The sequence below is a fragment of the Micromonospora sp. NPDC005174 genome (assembly GCF_040608495.1).
Classification (GTDB): Bacteria; Actinomycetota; Actinomycetes; order Mycobacteriales; family Micromonosporaceae; genus Micromonospora.
The window spans coordinates 109,087-126,967 of record NZ_JBEXIJ010000015.1; the positions used below are offsets into that span (position 1 = coordinate 109,087).

Consider the following 17,881-nt stretch of genomic DNA (forward strand, 5'->3'; position numbering starts at 1 on the left):
ATACAGCTAATTGGGGAGTCGGAGTGGATCGGTCATCCGAACCAAACCGCAGTGCCATCTACGCCACCACGCTGGTGGCCTTCCTCGCCATCGCGGGCATCGCGGTCGTCGACCCGATCCTGCCCGCCATCGGGGAGGCGATCGGCGTCACCGCCTGGCAGGTCGAGTTGCTGTTCACCGCGTACATCGCGGTCATGGCCCTGGGCATGATCCCGGCGACGCTCGCCAGCGGCCGGTTCGGTTTCAAGCCGGTGCTGGTCGCCGGCGTCTCGGTGGTCGGCCTGGCCGCCATCCTCGCCTCGTTCAGCGGCAACATCGTGCAGCTCTCGGTGCTGCGCGGCGTCTGGGGTCTGGGCAACGCCATGTTCTTCGCCACCGCCATGGTGGTGCTGGTCAACCTGGCCATCGACCGGGAGTGGGTGGTCGGCCTGTTCGAGACCGCCCTCGGCCTCGGCTTCGCCGTCGGTCCGCTGATCGGCGGCCTGCTCGGCCAGGTCTCCTGGCGGCTGCCGTTCTTCGTCTGCGGCGTGTTCATGGTCCTCGCCCTCGGTGTGGCCGCCGGCAAGCTGCGTGAGCCCACCAACCGCCAGGCCCCGGTACGCGTCGGCCAGATCTTCGCCACCTACCGCCGGCCGGCCTTCATCGCCCTCTGCGTGGTGACCGCCGCGTACAACTTCGTGTTCTTCGTCGTACTCGGCTACACGCCGCTGTTCCTCGGCCTGGACGTCGTCCCGCTGGGGCTCGCGTTCACCGGCTGGGGGCTCGGCCTGGCCACCGGCATCCTGGTGATCGGCCACCGGCTCGCGCACCGGATCGGCGCGGTGCAGACCGTGGGCGTGGCCATCGGCGGGCTGCTGATCTGCATGGTTCTCTTCGCCACGTCCACCAGCACCGCCGAGGCGCTCGTCGTGCTCGTGCTCGCCGGCCTCTGCATGGGCATGGCCAACGCCAACCTCACCGACCTGGCGCTCGGCCTCGGCTCCAGCGACCGCAGGCTCGCCACCGGCGCGTTCAACCTGGTCCGCTGGGGTGCCGCCGCGCCCGCGCCGATCATCTCCGGCAAGCTCGCCGAGCAGTCCCTGGCGCTGCCGTTCTGGGTCGGGTTCGGGGTGCTCACCGTCGGAGTGCTGGTCTACCTGGCGTTCGCGCACATGATGGCCGCCGGCTACGGCGAGCGCGTCCTGTGGTCCCGTTGGAACCGCGCTGCCGCGAACACCGAGCACGCGTCCGAGGAGCCGGTGGGCGAGGCGTACTGAGGGACCTGCTCCAACATCCGCGCACTTTCACGGATACTGCTGCCTCGACGCGCGCTGAGGCAGCAGTATCCCGGAAGTTGCGCGGATCTTGGGCGTCCGGCTCGTCAGCGCAGGGCGCGGTAGAGCAGGTAGAGGCCGATCGCCGTACCGAACACCACGATCAGCCCCTTGAGCAGCACCGGCGGCAGCCGGCGGACCAGCCGCGCGCCCGCGTACCCCCCGATGAGGGTGGCGGGCGCGACCACCGCGACCGCCGCCCAGTTCACCGGGCCGAACAGGGCGAACACCACGAGCGTGGTCAGCCCCACCACGGCGGAGAGCAGATTCTTGATAGCGCTCACCCGCGCCAGGGTCGCGTCGAGCACCAGCGCCAGGCCGGCGACCAGCATCACCCCGAGCGCCGCGCCGAAGTACCCGCCGTACACCGCACCGAGCGCGACCATCGTCTGAACCGCGACCGTCCGCCGGCGTGGCGACAGATCCCGGGGGTGACCGACCAGTCGGCGCAGCGGGTCCTGGAAGGCCAGGACCGCGGTCGCGCCGAGAACCAGAAAGGGTACGACCAGCTCGAACGCGCGAGCCGGGGTCGCCAGCAACAACAGCGCCCCGACGATCGTGCCCACGATCGTGGTGGGCACCAGCGTGGCGAGCGCGCGGGGGCGCGGCAGGTCCTGGCGGCTGCCCGCCACACTGGCGACGTACCCGGGGAACACGGCGACGGAGTTGCTGACGTTCGCCGGCACCGGCGGCAACCCGACCGCGATCATCGCCGGGAACGTGATCAGCGAACCACCACCGGCCACCGCGTTGACAGTGCCCGCAGCGAGACCGGCGGCGAGCAGCAGCGCGGCGTGGGAGAGATCCATAGCCCCACGAGGCTAGCCCGGCCCACTGAAGCCCCGCACAATCGGCCGGCTAATCGCCCGGGTGGCCGGGGTGACTCGGTCAGCTCGGGGACGTCTATTCGGTGTCCACCGCCACCGGCGTCGACCTTCGGGCGGAACTGCTCACCGGGTACCGCTGATGGTCTCCTCCTGATCCGCGATCTGACCCGTGCCGCTGCTGTGGCACGCTTCAGCGATGATCGAGCTCGCGGACATCGAGGCGGCCGCCGGCCGGATCGCCAGCCATGTGGTCCACACACCCACCGTGCCCAGCCCTGGCCTGTCCGAGCTGCTCGGCGTGCCCGTCACCGCCAAGCTGGAGCTGCTGCAACGTACCGGGTCGTTCAAGGCGCGTGGCGCGGCGGCGAAGCTGCTCGTCCTGGACGACGCCGAGCGGGCGGCGGGCGTGGTGGCGGTCAGTGGCGGCAACCACGGCATCGCGGTCGCGGTGATGGCCGGCGCCCTGGGCGTGGCGGCGACCGTGGTGATGCCCCGGACGGCGCCGGCGCGTGCCGTCGAGGTGGCCCTTGCGGCGGGTGCCGACGTCCAGTTGACCGACGGCATGCCCGCCGCGTTCGCGCTCGTGTCCCGGTTACGGGAGGACGGCCTGACCCTGGTGCACCCGTTCGACGATCCGGTGGTGCTCGCCGGGCAGGGCACGGTTGGACTGGAGTTCGCCGACGACGCCGGTGAGTTGACCGACGTGTTGGTCAGCGTCGGCGGCGGGGCACTGATCTCCGGGGTGGCCGCGGCGCTGCGGGCACGCCGGCCGGGGGTACGGGTCTGGGGCGTGGAGACCGAGGGCGCGCAGGCGATGTCGCAGGCCCTGGCCAAGGGCGGGCCGGTCGAGGTACCGCTGTCGTCGATCGTCACCACGCTCAGCGCGCCGACCGTCTCGCCGCTCACCTACGACCACGTGACCGCCCTGGTGAGCGACGTGCTCGTGGTCTCCGACGCCGAGGCGGTACGGGGGACGGTGGAGTTGGCCGAGCATGCGAAGGTCTGGGCCGAACCGGCCGCCGGATGCCTGCTGCCGGCCGCCCGCCAGGTACGGGAGCGGGTGGGTGATGACGCCCGGTTGGGTCTCGTGCTCTGCGGCGGCAACTCCACGGTCGCCGACGTGGCGTCGTGGACGGCGCGTCTGGGGGCCTGAGCGCCCTCGGGCGTGTGTCGGCCGCGCCGGTCCGTCATCGTCATCGGCCGAGCCGAGGTGGGCGGAAAGGGGCGTCCCCGCGGCGTCGTTAGGATGGAGGCGCGACGGACGAGTCGACCGGGCGGTCGCGTCGGCGGGCTTCGGCCCGCCGCCGAGGAACGTCCGGACTCCACAGGGCAGGGTGGTTGTTAACGGCAACCCGGGGCGACCCGCGGGACAGTGCCACAGAAAACAGACCGCCGACCCCCAACGGGGACGGTAAGGGTGAAACGGTGGGGTAAGAGCCCACCAGCACCCCGGGTGACCGGGGTGGCTCGGTAAACCCCACCCGGAGCAAGGCCAAGCAAGGGCCGTCACCGCAAGATGACGACCCGGCGCAGACGCTCGAGGGCTGCCCGCCCGATGTCTGCGGGTAGGCCGCTAGAGCCTGTCGGCAACGGCAGGCCGAGATGGATGGCCGCCGCCGGCGCGGAACCCCTCGGGGTACGCGCCGCGCACAGAATCCGGCGTACAGGTCGACTCGTCCGTCGTCCACCAGCTCGGAGACCGGGATTCGATGGCTCGACTAGTGGGCCAGGCGGTCCAACAGCTCGCCGAGCAGCGCGTGTTCTCCAGGGGTGAGGTCGCCCTGGTCATCGCCGACCAGCGCACGCAGTGTCAGTGCGGCGCTCGCGCGAGTCGCGCGGTCGTCGGTGGGAGGCATGCGCAGGACTCCGGCCAGCGCTGCCTCGCGGACGCGTCCGGACAGCCCGAAATCCGGCTCCGGCTGGCTGATCAAGGTCAGCGTGATGCCGACGTTGGCGGCCAACACCTGTTCGGCGGCATCGGCCGCCGGCACCTTGAGCAGGCCCCGGGCGGCGGTTAACCGTTCGCGCAACGCGGCGTGCGCGGGAGCGGTGACGGCGCACGGCTTTCCCGGTTGGGCGCGGCCGTAGAGCAGCCCGTAGAACGACGGGTGCTCCAGCCCGAACTGCACGTGCCTGTCCCAGCCCTCGCGCAGGTCGTCCAGCGGGTCGCCAGAGCTCTCGATCGCCGTGTACTGGGTGAAGCCGTGGCTCGCCACGGCGTCGATCAGGCCCTGCTTGCTGCCGAAGTGGTGGTACAGCGTCGGGGCCTGCACCCCGGCGCGATCGCACACCGCCCTCGTGGACACCGTGCCGCCGCTCTCCAGCAACTCCGCTGCGGCGAGCAGGAGCCGATCCCGTGCGTTCTGCATGCTTGCTACATTACCTCATGTAGCGCTACATTGCTTTCTATAGCGATAGGAGAAGTCATGAAGACTTGGTTCATCACGGGTGGGACTCCCGGCGGGTTCGGCCTGGTCTATGCCGAGGCTGCCCTGGCGCAGGGCGATCAGGTGGTGGTGACCGCGCGTCGGCCCTCTGAACTCCAGGAGTGGGCTGAACCGCACGGCGACCGTGTGCTGGTTCTCCAGCTCGACGTCACCGACGCCGACCAGGTGCGTGCGGCGGTCAAGGCGGCCGAGGAGCGATTCGGCGGGATCGACGTGCTCGTGAACAGCGCGGGCCGTGGCTGGTACGGCTCGATCGAGGGTGCCCCTCACGAGACGATTCGCCGCACGTTCGACCTCAACCTGTTCGCCGTGGTCGAGGTGGTGCGCGCGGTCCTGCCCGGTATGCGGGCACGCGGCGACGGCTGGATCGTGAACATGTCGTCGGTGGCAGGCCTCGTCGGCGCACAGGGGTTCGGCTACTACGCGGCGGCGAAGTTCGCGGTCGAAGGACTGTCGGAGACACTGCGCCAGGAAGTTGAGCCGTTCGGTGTGCGCGTGCTCGTCGTGGAGCCGGGAGCGTTCCGCACCAAGGCCTTCACCTACTTCCAGGACGAGGACGTCAACGAAATCGTCGACGCCTACGTGCCGATGGTCGAGGGCATCAAGGCGGCGTTCGTGGACCACAACGGCAAGCAGGCAGGAGACCCTGTTCGTGGAGTGCAGGCCGTGATCACCGCGATGAACGCACCCGTTCCACCGAAACGAATCGTGCTCGGCAACTCCGGCTACGACGTCGTTGTCGCGATGCACGAGGACGCACTCGCGGAGCTGCGCGCGAACGAGAAGCTCTCCCGCGGAGCGGACTTCTGAGCCTGTTTCCAGACGATGTGTCTGCCAGCGCGCGCCCGCGTCCTGGCACCTAAGAAGAATCGGAGAGCAGAAATGAGCGACATCACTCTGCCCAAGGCCGTCGACACCTTCATCGCGGCCACTAACGCGCACGACGCGAACGTGCTGGCTGCGGTCTTCGGCGACGGGGCCACCGTGCGGGATGACGGGAAGGCCTGGGTCGGCGAGGCCGAGATCCGCGAGTGGATCCAGGGGCACCTGATCAACCCGAAGGTAGTGCTCACCCCGACCTCGTTCGCGGACGACCGGCTGGTTGCTTCCGGGGACGGTGACTTTCCCGGCGGGCCTCTGTCGTTCGCATTTGTGTTCGACATCAAGGACGACCTGATCACCGACCTCGCGATCGAGCCCGTCTGAGGGCTGCTCCGGCCAGATGCTGCGTCGGGCGGATGCGGTACGTGCCCGTATACCTCAGAGGTATGAATATGACTCTGAGGTATACCGTTCAACAGCACATCGGCATGCCGGGCCAGCCGACGCACACATCGAGGTCAGGGTCTCCAGCGAAACGAACCGGCCGGGCGGGGTTGCCCCCACCCGGCCGTTCGGATTCCTGGAACGTCAGTGCTTCTTGAACACCGGCATGGTGTCCAGCGTGGTGGTGATGTTCTGCGTGGTGCCGCCCCGGTACGTCTTCCCGGTGAAGATGTCCGTCCAGTTGTCGCCCGGCGGGAACCACACCGACGTGGTGGCGGTGTCGCCGGGCGTCGTCACCGGTGCCACCAGGTAGTCCGGGCCGTAGAGGTACTCCGAGCCGGCGGTGGCGTACGCGGCCTGCTCGTTCGGGTACGCCAGGTACATCGAGCGGACGATGGGCGTACCCGTGCGGGTCGCCTCCTTGGCGGCGGCGTAGGTGTACGGCTGTAGTTCCTTACGCAGGTTGAGGAACTTCTTGGCCGACGCGTTGGCTGCCGGGCCGTACTGCCAGGGCAGCCGGTCGCTGTGGTTGGAGTGCAGCCGGTCGATGGGCTGGAACGTGCCGAACTGCACCCACCGGGCGTACAGGTCGTCGGGGAGCTTGGTGCTGCCCGGTTCGCTGCCCGGCTCCCGCAGGCCGCCGGTGTGCCCGCCGATGTCGTGGCTGACGGCGGCGAGCCCGGTCGCGGCCGACTCGCCCGGCGTGTAGCCGACCTCCATCTGCAGCGTCGCCCAGTCACTGGTGGTGTCGCCGGTGAAGTGCAGGGTGGTGCGCTTGTCGGCCCACGGGCCGGTCGACACCGGGGTCGGGCTGCTGTAGCCGCCGGCCTGCAACGACCCGTAGGCCCGGGAGAAGGCGAAGCCGGTCTTGTCGGCGTACTGCTGGTTGATCCACGCGTCGGCGGTCACCCCGGCGAGCGAGGACTTCGTGTTGTCGCAGCACCAGTCCAGCCACCACAGGTCCGGGCCCTTGCTGCCCTTCGGGATCATCGCGTCGTGGAGCTGTAGGTACGCCTTGAGCTGGTCCGGGTCGCCGAAGTCGAAGGCGTAGCAGTCGGGACCGCCGTTGCAGCCGACGCGCTGGAGCTTGCCCTTCGCGGTGGCCTGCGCCTGGGCGAACTTCGGGTCCGAGCCGAGGATGCTCGGGTGGATGTTGATGCCGGTGTGCAGGCCCTGCTTCTTCGCCCAGTCGAAGAACGCCTTCGGGTCGGGAATGCGGGTGGGGTCGATGCTCCAGCCGTTCCACTTGTCCGGCGCCTTGATGTCGGTGTCAAGGACAAGAACATCCAGGGGTACGCCTTCGGCCTTCGCCCGGGCCACCAGGTTCTGGAACTCGGTGGCGGTTCGGTCGTAGTACTCGGAGTACCACACCCCGTACGCCCACTTGGGCAGCAGCTTCGTGGGGCCGGTCAGGGTCGACAGGTCCGCCAGGCCGCGGGTGAAATCCTGCCCGTAGGGGCTGCGGCGGGGAGGTGGCCGGCGCGGACGGCACATCGCCCCTGACCGGTTTGCCGCAGCCGGCGCGCGGGGATGGTCTGACGCATGTCTTTCTGGAGTCGGTTGAAGCAGAGGCGTCACGAGCAGATCGAGCAGCGGCGTCAGGAGGCCATGGCCAAGGCGATGGCCCGTGGCGCCACCCCGGAAGAGGTGGTGGCCGCCGGAGAACGCGCCGCTCGCGGAAACAACGCCGCCGTGCTGGGGGCGATCAGCACCTGATTCGCCGCCGGCCCACGCCCAGGCCGCCTGGCGCGGGTCAGCAGCGTGCGACCAGCGCTGGCGCGGGTCAGCAGCGTGCGACCAGCGGGGCCGCGCCGGCCAGGGCCTCGACAGTCGCCGTCGGAGCGGCTGCCTCGGCCGGCGTCGGCGAGAGCGAAGGCGAGGGCGACGGCGGGAGCGACGGCGGGAGCGACGGCGACGGCGTGGCGGCCGCGCTGGGCTCAGGGGCGACGAGGGAGGCCGTGGTGCGCTGGACCTGCTTCGGCGTCATGCGGATGCCCGTGGCGGTGCTCCGGTGGCCGTACACGTCGGTGACCCTGATGGTGTACGGGCCGGGGCCGATCCCGTCCTCGACGGTCCAGTAGTTGTCGACCTGGCGGGCAGTCGTGCGGAAACCGCCGGTCGGTCCCTTCGCCTCGACCGAGCGCAGCGGGTTGCCGTGGTTGCCGACCTGCACCGCGAACCAGTATTGCGACGCACCGCCCTTGATCCGGAAGGTGAGGCCGCCGTCGAGTGACGGGTCGACCACCGCCCGGTACGTCACGCGGGCGATGCCCTGCGACCGGTCGGCGATCCGGGTGAACGCCTCGTCGGAGAGGTCGATCTTGCTGCTGCCGCACCCGCCGCACTGGTCCATGACCATCACCCGGACCGTGCCCTTCGAGCCGGTGACGTCCAGGTAGCTGCCGCAGGCGGCAGCGTTGCCGTACTGGGAGGAGCCGAGGGCCACGTAGAGCCGGTCCGCGGGCGGACCCGGGAATGAGCAGGTGCCACCCGAGCGGCCCGCGTCGTAGAAGCTCGCCATTGCCCTGTGGACCGTGTTGCCGCTCGGTGGCGCGGCGCAGGCCGGTGCGGCACCGCCACGGACGGCGAGGGTGACGCCGAGGACGGCGGCCAGGGCGGCAACCCCGACACCGGCGAACCAGTGCTGGCCGCGCCGAGTCAGCCGAAATCTTCTGTTCGTCCCGTCGGGGGCGTTCTGTTCGATTCCGGTGCCGCTTACCCTCACGGCGGCTGATGCTGCCGTACCCGGATGCCGCAGCGCAAAGCGGTGCGGGCGGTAGTTGACGGACGCTTTACGTACTTGCGCTGGTCACCAGCGAAAGTCGTCAGAGCGTCAAGAGGTCGGCCCTACAGTCGGTGTCGTGACTGACCTTGTGCCGGACCCGGCTGTTCTGGTGGTAGGGGCGGGGCCGACAGGCCTCACTCTGGCGTGCGAGCTGGCTCGGCGCGACATACCGGTTCGGATCATCGAGGCGGCTGCCGAGCCCCGCGCTGGTTCTCGGGGCAAAGGTATGCAACCACGAACCCTGGAGGTACTCGACGATCTCGGCCTTGCTGCTGCGGCTGTCGCCAATGGGCGTTTTCGAATGCTGTTGCGCAAGTACCTGCCGAACGGCGAGACGATCACCCACGAGGTGCTCGCCAACGCCGCCGAGCCCAGCGCGGCGACGCCGTACACGAGGCCCTTGATGATCGCGCAGTACCGCACCGAGGCGCTGTTGCGAACCCGGCTGGCCGAGTTCGGGGTGCAGGTGGAGCAGAACACCCGACTGCTGCGGTTCAGTCAGGACGAGGCGGGCGTGTCCGCCTGGCTCGACGCGGACGGTGCAGAAGCCGAGGTCCGCGTCGCCTACCTGGTCGGCTGCGACGGTGGCTCCAGCCTCGTCCGCAAGCAGAGTGGCATCGCCTTCGTCGGTGAGACGGACGAGGACTCCCGGTGGCTGGTGGCCGACGTCGAGCTCGCCGGGTTGGACCGTGACTTCTGGTACCAGTGGATACACGCGTCGGGCGCCGGTCTCGCCCTGTGCCCGCTGCCCGGCATCAATGCGTTCCAGCTGCAGACCGGTGTGCCGGCGGACAGTGCCACCACGCTGTCCACCGACGCGATGCAGGCGTTGATCAGCGACATCAGCGGCCGCGCCGACATCCTGATCCAGCACGTACGGTGGCAGTCGATCTGGCGGGCCAACGCGCGGTTGGCCGAGCGTTACCGGGTGGGGCGGATCTTCCTGGCCGGCGATGCCGCCCACGTGCACACTCCGGCCGGTGCACAGGGGATGAACACCGGCATCCAGGACGCGTACAACCTTGGCTGGAAACTGGCCCACGCCGTGTCCGGCGCACCCGACGCGCTGCTCGACACGTATCAGGAGGAACGCCAGCCGGTCGCCCTCGACGTGCTGGGTCTCTCCGCGAAGATGTTCGGCGGTGGGCTCGCCACCGTGCTACCGAAGGACGGTCAGCAGCAGTCGGTCACTCAGCTCGGCGTCCGGTACCCGGCGAGCTCGCTCAGCGAACTCCACGGCCAGGTGGCGGCCGGCGTGCTCACCGCCGGGGATCGGGCACCCGGCGGCATGCTCGTGGCGGCGAACGGTGACGCGGTGCGGTTGTTCGACCTCTTCCGCGGCACGCACGTCACCGCCCTGGCCTTCGGGGCCGGGAGCGCCGAGGTCGCCAGCAGGTTGGCCGAGCGCTTCCCGGAGCACGTGCGCGCGTACCGCGTTCTTGGCGCAGGGCAGGCCGCCGACGGTCGGTACACCGATCCCACCGGTGACGTCTTCGCCAACTACGACGCCACCGACGGCACCCTCGTTCTCGTCCGACCCGACGGTTACGTCGGCCTCCGCGCCACCGACCCGGACGAGGACCGGATCGTCAGCTACCTGCGCCGGCTCGTTCCCGCACACCGCTGAGATGGCTCCGGAGCAGGAGGGCACCGCCCCGACCGTCGACACCGTCATCTTCGACCTCGACGGTGTACTGCTGCGCGGGGACGCGTTCGGGCTCTTTATGCGGCGCGTCGCCTTCGCGGGCGCCCGACTGCCGCTGGCCGTCCTCCTCCTCGTCCTCCTCGCGCCCATGATGATCATCCCCGCCTCCCGCGTGCGGGCGGCGCGGTGGATGAGTCGGATCGGCCTGTGGGGTCGTGGCGCGGAGCAGTTGCGGGCCGAGCTCGGGCGGTTCGGCACCGACCTCGGTGCAGAGCCAGGGCGCGTCATCGCGCCCGCCCTGGCGATGATCCGTACCCACCTCGCGGCGGGGGACCGCGTCGTCGTGGCGACCGCCTGCGAGCACACCCTCGCGCGTGCGGTGCTCGACGTGATCGGTCTCGCCGAGGTCGAACTCGTGGCCTCGCACATCAACGGCCCGAGGTTGATCGTGCACAACCACGGGGCGACGAAGATGGTGCAACTGGCCGCCCACCAGGTGACGCCGCCCTGGCGGGTGGCCTACAGCGACTCGCTGTCCGATCTGCCCATTCTCGCCGCAGCGGAGCAGGCGGTGCTGGTCAACGCGAACGCGCGTCAGGTGGCCCGGGCGCGGCGGGTGCTCGGCGCCCGACTGACCGCCGTGACCTGGACGGCTGGCTAGGAACCGACCCATGGCCCGCGCCGGTTGGGGACACGTTGATCGCGGCGGCGACGACCGCACGCGACTGCTCGTATCGCCACGGACCCGGTCGACGGCGCTCTAGGCTCCGAGATATGGCGGCGGCGTGCCCTTTTCCACGGTGGCGCGCAGGTCCGGGCAGTGCCCGCACCGCATGATTCCCCTCGCGAGGCGCGAACTCAGACAGGGAGGAAGCACGTATGGCGGTCAAGACGAAGACACGGCCGGGCACCACGGAGATCCGTCCGTTCACGGTGGAAATTCCCCAGGCGGACCTCGACGACCTGAAGCGGCGGATCGCGGCCACCCGGTGGCCGGACAAGGAGATCGTGGACGACCAGTCGCAGGGTGTGCCGCTCGCGACCATCCAGGCCGTCGCGCGTTACTGGGAGAACGAGTACGACTGGCGCAAGGTCGAAGCGCGGCTGAACGGCGTACCGCAGTTCATGACCACCATCGACGGGGTGGACATCCACTTCATCCACGTGCGTTCCCAGCACGAGGACGCGATGCCGCTGATCGTCACGCACGGGTGGCCCGGTTCGGTGATCGAACAGATGAAGATCATCGAGCCGCTCACCGACCCGACCGCGCACGGCGCGAGCGCGTCGGACGCCTTCCACCTGGTGATCCCGTCGCTGCCCGGGCACGGCTTCTCCGGCAAGCCCACCTCGACGGGCTGGAACCCGCAGAAGATCGCCACTGCCTGGACCGAGCTGATGACGCGTCTCGGCTACGACCGGTTCGTCGCCCAGGGCGGTGACTGGGGAGCGGTGGTCGTGGACCAGATGGGCGTGCAGGCCCCGCCGCAGTTGCTCGGCATCCACACCAACATGCCCGGCGCGGTCCCGCCCGAGATCGACCTGCTGTTCCAGGGCGACACCACCGGCGCGAACAACGCCATGGGATCGCTGCCCTCGGGCCTGTCCGACGACGGGATGCGCGCGGCCACCGAGCTGGACTACGTCTGGAAGCACGTCGCGTACGCCCTGATGATGGCGACGCGTCCGCAGACGCTCACCGCGTTGGCGGACTCTCCGGTCGGCCTGGCGTCGTTCCTGCTCGACCACGACGCGAAGAGCCTCGCCCTGATCGCGCAGGTCTTCGAGGGTGCCCAGGCGGGCCTGACCCGCGACGACATCCTGGACAACATCTCGCTCTACTGGCTGACGAACACCGCGGTCTCCGCGTCCCGCCTCTACGCGGAGAACAAGCTCTCGTTCTTCGCCACCAAGGGCGTCAACGTTCCGGTCGCCGTGAGCGTCTTCCCCGACGAGCTGTACGAGGCGCCGCAGAGTTGGGCGGAGCAGGCGTACCCGAACCTCATCTACTACAACAAGCTCGACGTCGGCGGGCACTTCGCGGCCTGGGAGCAGCCGAAGCTGTTCTCCGAGGAACTGCGGACCGCCTTCCGGTCGCTGCGCTAGATGGCCGTGCATGTGCCGCCGCTCGGCGGGGCGGTCGAGTGGCTCAACTCCGAGCCGCTCGGCCCCGCCGAGCTGCGCGGTCGCGTCGTACTCGTAAACTTCTGGACGCTGACCTGCATCAACTGGCTGCGCCAGGAGCCGTACGTCCGGGCCTGGTCGCGGGCCTACCGCGACGACGGCCTGGTCGTCGTCGGGGTGCACACCCCGGAGTTCGGTTTCGAGCACCGGATCGACTGGGTACGCGCCGCCGTCGCGGCGCGCGACATCGACTACCCGGTCGCCGTCGACAGCGACTACGTCATCTGGCGGGCCTTCGCCAACCAGTACTGGCCGGCGCTCTACGTCGTCGACGCCGACGGCGTGATCCGCGACGAGCATTTCGGTGAGGGCCGCTACGAGGAGTCCGAGCGGACCATCCAGCGTCTGCTCGGCATCGAGCGGGACCTAGTACCCGTGCGCGGGGTCGGTGTGGAGGCGGAGGCCGACTGGGACAACCTGCGGACGCCCGAGACGTACCTCGGCTTCGACCGTGGCGAACACTTCGCGTCGCCGAACGGCCCCGCGCTCGACGAACGCCGCGCCTACCAGGTGCCGCAGAGCCTCGGCCTCAACCAGTGGGCCCTCGCGGGGGAGTGGACGATCGGGTCGGAGAACGTCGTGCTGGACCGGGCCGGCGGCGGCATCGCCTTCCGGTTCCACGCCCGCGACGCGCACCTCGTGCTGGCCCCCGGGGCGGGACAGCCGATCCCGTTCCGGGTCCTGCTCGACGGTGACGCTCCCGGCCCGTCGCACGGTGTCGACGTCGACGAGGGCGGCGTCGGCGTCCTGGCCGACGGGCGCCTGTACCAGCTCGTCCGCCAGGACGGCGCGGTGCGTGAGCGGACCCTGGAGATCGTGTTCGACGAGCCGGGCGCCGAGGCGTACGCCTTCACCTTCGGGTAGGCCGGGGATGCCCCACCGGCGATAGTCTCGACCGCTGTGACCGACGTGCTGGCCCGGGTCCAGGGCTACGACGACGCCGTACACGCGGCCCTGCCGACGTACCCCTTCTGGTATCTCGGCGTCCTGGGCACCCACCCGGACAGCGCCGGACGCGGCTGGGGTCGCGCGGTCATGCGGGCCGGGTTGGCGCGTGCGGCGGCCGACGGCCTGCCGGCCATCCTGGAGACCAGCAAGCCGGCGAACGTCGAGCTGTACCGCCGCGTCGGCTGGGAGGTGGTCGGCTCGCTGGCGGAGCCGGTACCCACCTGGATCATGCAGCGACCGCGCCGCTGACGTACCCGACCGATGCGGGCACCGGATGTCGGGTGGGCCTCCTGCCCTGCCGCCTAGCGTTGCTGCTCGTAAGGGAAGGAGGTCCGGGTGCTGGAGCGGCTCAACGAGGCCATGGCGCACATCGAGCGGCACCTCGATCAGCAGATCGAGGTGACCGACCTGGCACGGATCGCGCTCACGTCGGAGTACCACTTCCGGCGGCTGTTCTCCGCGCTGGCCGGTATGCCGCTGTCGGAGTACATCCGCCGACGTCGGCTCACCGTCGCGGGCGCGGACGTACTGGCGGGGGAGCGGACGCTGCTCGACGTCGCGGTGCGCTACGGCTACGGATCGGCCGAGGCGTTCGCCCGGGCGTTCCACGCCGTACACGGCGTGGGGCCCGGAGAGGCCCGGCGTACGGGGGCGGCGCTGCGCGCCCAGCCCCGGATGTCCTTCCGACTCACCGTGCAAGGGAGCGGCAGCATGGAGTACCGGATCGTCAGCAAGGACGCGTTCGCGCTGGTGGGGCGCAAGGCTCGTGTCCCGCTGGTGCACGAGGGGATGAACCCGGCGATCGTCGCGTTCATCCGGAGCATCGACAAGGAGACGACAGCTCGGATCGAGGCGCTCTCCGACCAGGAGCCGGCCGGGATCGTCAACGTCAGCGACAACCTCGCCGACAGCCGCGCCGAGGGCAGCGAACTGGACTACTGGCACGGGGTGGTCACCGGTACGACGCCACCGGACGACCTGGACGCGCTGCCCGTGCAGGCCGGAACGTGGGCGGTGTTCACCACCTCGGGCGCGTTCCCGCAGGCGGTGCAGTTCCTCTGGCGGGACGTGTTCACCCAGTGGTTTCCGTCGAACCCGTACCGCAGCCGGCCCGGACCGGAGATCTCCCGGGTGCGGGTGTCCGCGGACGGGACCACGGCGGACGCCGAGTTGTGGATCCCCGTCGAGCGGGTCGCGGCCTGAAAGTCAGTCGGGTACGTCGTCCCAGCCGGTGCCCGGTGGCAGGTGACCGGCCGACGGGTTGTCGCGCAGCGCGTAGGCGATGACCAGCAGCGCGTGCCGGTCCAACGCGGGCAGCCGGTCCAGCGGGAACCACCGCACGTCCAGCGACTCGTCGTCGTTGACCCGCGCGGTGCCGGACACCACCCGGCAGACGAAGCCCAGGTTCAGGTACTCGCAACGGTCACCGTTGGGATAGGTGTGCGGGTGGGAGACGGCACTGGTCAGGCGCAGCGGCGTCACGTCCAGGCCGGTCTCCTCCCGCACCTCCCGGACCAGCGCGGTGGCCGGCTGCTCGCCCGGCTCGACGAAGCCGCTGATCACCGACCAGCGTCCGTCGTCCGAGCGTTGGCCGAGCAGCAGCTCGCCGTCGTCGTTGCGGATGACCGCGCTGACGCTGGGCAGCCACAGCAGGTCGTGGCCGACGTGCCTGCGCATCCGCACGATGTAGTCCGGTACCGCCATCGGGCGATCATAGGCCGCGCGTCCCGCCTCGCCCGACCCCGGGCTTCCGCGCGTCCAGTGCCCCCACCTGCACTTCTTTCGGCGTTTTCGCCCGCGCCGCGGCAAGCGTCTCTACTGTGGAGAGGGTTCGGCGACTTGCGTGATCCGGTGGCGGTCGGCCGGTTCGCGGTGCACAGTGTTTCCCATGAGCGACAGCGGACGTAGTGGGCAGTTCTACTGGTGCACCCGACACCACCGGGTCGAGACGGACGCCGACGTGTGCCCGGCGAAGCACGTCCTCGGCCCGTACGACTCGGCGGCCGACGCGGAGAACGCCCTGCAGCGAGTGCAGGAGCGGAACGAGGCGTGGGAGGCCGAGGACGCGCGTTGGACCGGGGAGGACAGGTAGACGGCGCGGGACGGCCCGCGTCGCGGTAGTTCGTGCTCCGCGAGGACGCACGCGAGAGCACGTCCCCAAGGAGGGAACGACGATGGCCGTTACCCAGCAGGCCACCACACGCCCGGCTGCCCGTAAGACCACCGCGAAGAAGACCGCCGCGGCGGAGCGCGGCACGTCGGCGAGCCGGACCACCCCCGTGCGCAAGTCCACCGCCGCCGCCACGGCCCCGGCCCGCAAGGCGGCCGGCGGCGCGGGGCGTGCCCCGGCGAAGAAGACCACCACGACGGCCAAGAAGGCCCCGGCGAAGAAGACCACGACCACGACCAGCGCGGCGGCGAAGAAGGCCCCGGCCAGGACCTCGACCGCCGCCCGCAGCACGACCGCCGCCACGAAGCGGACCCCGGCCGCCGCGACGCGCAAGAGCGCCACCGCCGCGACCAGGACGACGGGTACGGCCAAGAAGACGACAGGCGCTGCCAGGAAGACCACCAGCGCGGCGAAGAAGACCACGGCGTCGGCCGCGAAGAGGGCCACCGCCGCCGCGAAGGCGCCCGCCCGCAAGGTGGCGACCAAGGCGTCCACCGTGAAGAAGACGGCCGCCAAGAAGGCCCCGGCGAAGAAGACGACGGCCAAGAAGGCCCCCGCCAAGAAGGCCCCGGCGAAGAAGGCCACGTCCACCCGTCCGAGCGGCGGCGTCCGCACGGCGGCGGCGAAGAAGGCACCGGCCGCGAAGGTGACCGCCACCTCGTCGACCACCGCGCGCAAGGCCGCGGCGAAGAAGACGACTGCCAAGAAGACCACCGCGGCCAAGGCGCCGGCCCGCAAGGTGACCGCGCGGGCCACCACCACACGGGGTACGGGCACCGCCCGCAAGGCGACCGGCTGAACGGGCCGACCCACCGGCCGGTCACGGGAAGCGGATCACCGGCGGCGCTGTCAGGATTGATCCGTGGTCATCCGACGCGTACTCGCTCCCCGCATCGACTTCGGCGCGCTGCGCCGCGAGCTCGGCCTGCCCGAGGGTTTTCCGGCCGCCGCCCAGCTGGAGGCCGACGCGGCGGCGGCCGCGCCGCCGCGGCCGTCCGTCGACCGCACCGACATACCGTTCGTCACTGTCGACCCGGCCACCTCCCGTGACCTGGATCAGGCGATGCACCTGGCCCGCCGGCCGGGCGGGGGTTACCGCGTGCGGTACGCCATCGCGGACGTCGCCGCCCACGTCCCGCCGGGCGGCGCGCTCGAGGAGGAGACCTGGCGGCGCGGGCAGACGGTCTACCTGCCCGACGGCAACGTGCCTCTGCACCCGGTGACGCTCAGCGAGGGCGCGGCCAGCCTGCTGCCCGACGACGACCGCGCCGCCGTGGTGTGGACCATCGACCTGGACGCCGACGGCGGCACGGTGGCCGTCGAGCTGGAGCGCGCTCTGGTACGCAGTCGGGCCAAGCTCGACTACGTCGGGGTGCAGGCGGCCGCCGACGCCGGTCGGCTGCCCGAGCCGATCGCGCTGCTGCCCGAGATCGGCGACCGGCTGACCGCCCGCGGACTGCGCCGGGGGGCGATCAACCTGCCACTGCCCGAGCAGGACGTGGAGCCCGACGGCGACGGGTGGCGGCTGGTGCTGCGCGGGCCGGCTCCGATGGAGGAGCACAACGCCCAGATCTCGCTGCTGACCGGAATGGCGGCCGCCGACCTCATGCTGGCTGGCGGGATCGGCCTGCTGCGGACGATGCCTCCGCCGAAGCCGGACGCGGTGCAACGCCTGCGGGCCGCCGCCGCGCCGCTGGGCGTGCGCTGGCCGGACGGCATGAGCCCCGGCGAGGTGATCGCCGCCCTGGACGCCGCGCAGCCGCGTTCCGCCGCGTTCATCGACCAGGCGGCCGAGCTGATGCGCGGCGCCGCGTACACCGCCTTCGACGGCAGTCGACCGGAGCAGCCGGAGCACGGCGGGGTGGCGGCCGCGTACGCCCACGTCACGGCCCCGCTGCGACGCCTCGCCGACCGGTACGCCACCGAGGTCTGCCTGGCCCTGCACACGGGCCGGGAGGTGCCCGACTGGGCGCGCTCGGCGCTGCCCCGGCTGCCCGAGGTGATGGCCAGCACCGACCGCGTCGCCTCGGCGGCCAGCCGGGGTGCTGTCGAGCTGACCGAGGCGGTACTCCTGGAACACCGTGTGGGGGAGACCTTCGACGCGGCGGTGCTCGACGTCGACGCCCCTCCCAACGGCAAGTCCCGGCCGCGCCCGCCAGGTGGAACGGTGGCGCTGGACGCCCCGCCGGTCCGCAGTCGCTGCCTCGGAGAACTGCCCCTCGGCGAACGGGTCCGGGTCCGTCTGGTCACCGCCGACCCGGCCGCACGGACGGTGCTGTTCGAGCTGGCCTGAGTC

19 protein-coding genes and 1 other RNA gene are annotated in these 17,881 nt (G+C 70.8%); 15 read left to right on the plus strand and 5 right to left on the minus strand.

Annotated elements, in window-relative coordinates:
* Positions 1-23: 23 nt before the first annotated feature.
* Complete coding sequence (locus ABZU91_RS18235) at positions 24-1,256, plus strand: MFS transporter (protein WP_355241376.1); 1,233 nt, start codon at positions 24-26, stop codon at positions 1,254-1,256.
* 104 nt (positions 1,257-1,360) lie between these two features.
* Here ABZU91_RS18235 and ABZU91_RS18240 read toward each other — a convergent pair whose 3' ends face one another.
* Positions 1,361-2,122, minus strand: a complete 762-nt coding sequence (locus ABZU91_RS18240) for a sulfite exporter TauE/SafE family protein (RefSeq protein ID WP_355241379.1) — start codon at positions 2,120-2,122, stop codon at positions 1,361-1,363.
* 214 nt (positions 2,123-2,336) lie between these two features.
* Here ABZU91_RS18240 and ABZU91_RS18245 point away from each other — a divergent pair, with 214 nt between their 5' ends.
* Together ABZU91_RS18245 and rnpB are read left to right on the plus strand one after the other, a co-directional pair.
* Positions 2,337-3,293, plus strand: coding sequence for a threonine/serine dehydratase (locus ABZU91_RS18245; protein WP_355241382.1), 957 nt, complete (start codon positions 2,337-2,339; stop codon positions 3,291-3,293).
* Positions 3,294-3,402: 109 nt separating this feature from the next.
* Positions 3,403-3,820: RNase P RNA component class A (gene rnpB, locus ABZU91_RS18250), an RNA gene on the plus strand.
* A 38-nt stretch (positions 3,821-3,858) separates the two neighbouring features.
* On the opposite strand, the gene ABZU91_RS18255 is transcribed toward rnpB, so the two are convergent.
* Entirely contained in the window at positions 3,859-4,509 is a 651-nt protein-coding gene (locus ABZU91_RS18255) for a TetR/AcrR family transcriptional regulator (protein WP_355241385.1), read from the minus strand.
* A 57-nt stretch (positions 4,510-4,566) separates the two neighbouring features.
* Between ABZU91_RS18255 and ABZU91_RS18260 the strand changes: the two genes are divergently transcribed.
* Together ABZU91_RS18260 and ABZU91_RS18265 are read left to right on the plus strand one after the other, a co-directional pair.
* Positions 4,567-5,397: an SDR family NAD(P)-dependent oxidoreductase gene (locus ABZU91_RS18260; RefSeq protein WP_355241388.1), complete on the plus strand. Its 831-nt coding sequence runs from the start codon at positions 4,567-4,569 to the stop codon at positions 5,395-5,397.
* A 72-nt stretch (positions 5,398-5,469) separates the two neighbouring features.
* Positions 5,470-5,793: a nuclear transport factor 2 family protein gene (locus ABZU91_RS18265; protein ID WP_355241391.1), complete on the plus strand. Its 324-nt coding sequence runs from the start codon at positions 5,470-5,472 to the stop codon at positions 5,791-5,793.
* A gap of 204 nt (positions 5,794-5,997) precedes the next feature.
* Here ABZU91_RS18265 and ABZU91_RS18270 read toward each other — a convergent pair whose 3' ends face one another.
* Positions 5,998-7,347 (minus strand): TIM-barrel domain-containing protein, encoded by a 1,350-nt coding sequence (locus ABZU91_RS18270; protein WP_355241394.1) that lies wholly within the window; start codon positions 7,345-7,347, stop codon positions 5,998-6,000.
* A gap of 48 nt (positions 7,348-7,395) precedes the next feature.
* Here ABZU91_RS18270 and ABZU91_RS18275 point away from each other — a divergent pair, with 48 nt between their 5' ends.
* Positions 7,396-7,569, plus strand: a complete 174-nt coding sequence (locus ABZU91_RS18275) for a hypothetical protein (RefSeq protein ID WP_355241397.1) — start codon at positions 7,396-7,398, stop codon at positions 7,567-7,569.
* Positions 7,570-7,636: 67 nt separating this feature from the next.
* Here ABZU91_RS18275 and ABZU91_RS18280 read toward each other — a convergent pair whose 3' ends face one another.
* Positions 7,637-8,578 (minus strand): expansin EXLX1 family cellulose-binding protein, encoded by a 942-nt coding sequence (locus tag ABZU91_RS18280; RefSeq protein WP_355241400.1) that lies wholly within the window; start codon positions 8,576-8,578, stop codon positions 7,637-7,639.
* A gap of 169 nt (positions 8,579-8,747) precedes the next feature.
* Between ABZU91_RS18280 and ABZU91_RS18285 the strand changes: the two genes are divergently transcribed.
* The 6 genes from ABZU91_RS18285 (at position 8,748) to ABZU91_RS18310 (ending at position 14,618) form a co-directional block, all read left to right on the plus strand.
* Positions 8,748-10,265: an FAD-dependent monooxygenase gene (locus tag ABZU91_RS18285; RefSeq protein WP_355241552.1), complete on the plus strand. Its 1,518-nt coding sequence runs from the start codon at positions 8,748-8,750 to the stop codon at positions 10,263-10,265.
* 1 nt (position 10,266) lies between these two features.
* Entirely contained in the window at positions 10,267-10,944 is a 678-nt protein-coding gene (locus ABZU91_RS18290) for a haloacid dehalogenase-like hydrolase (RefSeq protein ID WP_355241403.1), read from the plus strand.
* Between the two features lie 218 nt (positions 10,945-11,162).
* Positions 11,163-12,389: an epoxide hydrolase family protein gene (locus ABZU91_RS18295; protein WP_355241406.1), complete on the plus strand. Its 1,227-nt coding sequence runs from the start codon at positions 11,163-11,165 to the stop codon at positions 12,387-12,389.
* Positions 12,390-13,331 carry a redoxin family protein gene (locus ABZU91_RS18300; RefSeq protein WP_355241409.1) on the plus strand — a complete coding sequence of 314 codons (942 nt, stop codon included), beginning with the start codon at positions 12,390-12,392 and terminating at the stop codon, positions 13,329-13,331.
* A 36-nt stretch (positions 13,332-13,367) separates the two neighbouring features.
* Entirely contained in the window at positions 13,368-13,664 is a 297-nt protein-coding gene (locus ABZU91_RS18305) for a GNAT family N-acetyltransferase (protein WP_355241411.1), read from the plus strand.
* A gap of 87 nt (positions 13,665-13,751) precedes the next feature.
* Entirely contained in the window at positions 13,752-14,618 is an 867-nt protein-coding gene (locus tag ABZU91_RS18310; protein WP_355241414.1) for an AraC family transcriptional regulator, read from the plus strand.
* A 3-nt stretch (positions 14,619-14,621) separates the two neighbouring features.
* Here the strand turns inward: ABZU91_RS18310 and ABZU91_RS18315 are convergent, their stop codons facing one another.
* Positions 14,622-15,119: an NUDIX domain-containing protein gene (locus ABZU91_RS18315; RefSeq protein ID WP_355241417.1), complete on the minus strand. Its 498-nt coding sequence runs from the start codon at positions 15,117-15,119 to the stop codon at positions 14,622-14,624.
* Between the two features lie 184 nt (positions 15,120-15,303).
* Between ABZU91_RS18315 and ABZU91_RS18320 the strand changes: the two genes are divergently transcribed.
* From ABZU91_RS18320 to ABZU91_RS18330, 3 genes are all read left to right on the plus strand, one after another.
* On the plus strand, positions 15,304-15,507 hold the full coding sequence (locus ABZU91_RS18320) for a hypothetical protein (RefSeq protein ID WP_355241419.1): 204 nt from the start codon (positions 15,304-15,306) through the stop codon (positions 15,505-15,507).
* A gap of 82 nt (positions 15,508-15,589) precedes the next feature.
* Positions 15,590-16,384, plus strand: coding sequence for a histone (locus tag ABZU91_RS18325; RefSeq protein ID WP_355241422.1), 795 nt, complete (start codon positions 15,590-15,592; stop codon positions 16,382-16,384).
* A 63-nt stretch (positions 16,385-16,447) separates the two neighbouring features.
* Positions 16,448-17,878 (plus strand): RNB domain-containing ribonuclease, encoded by a 1,431-nt coding sequence (locus ABZU91_RS18330; RefSeq protein WP_355241424.1) that lies wholly within the window; start codon positions 16,448-16,450, stop codon positions 17,876-17,878.
* The last annotated feature ends 3 nt before the right edge of the window (positions 17,879-17,881 follow it).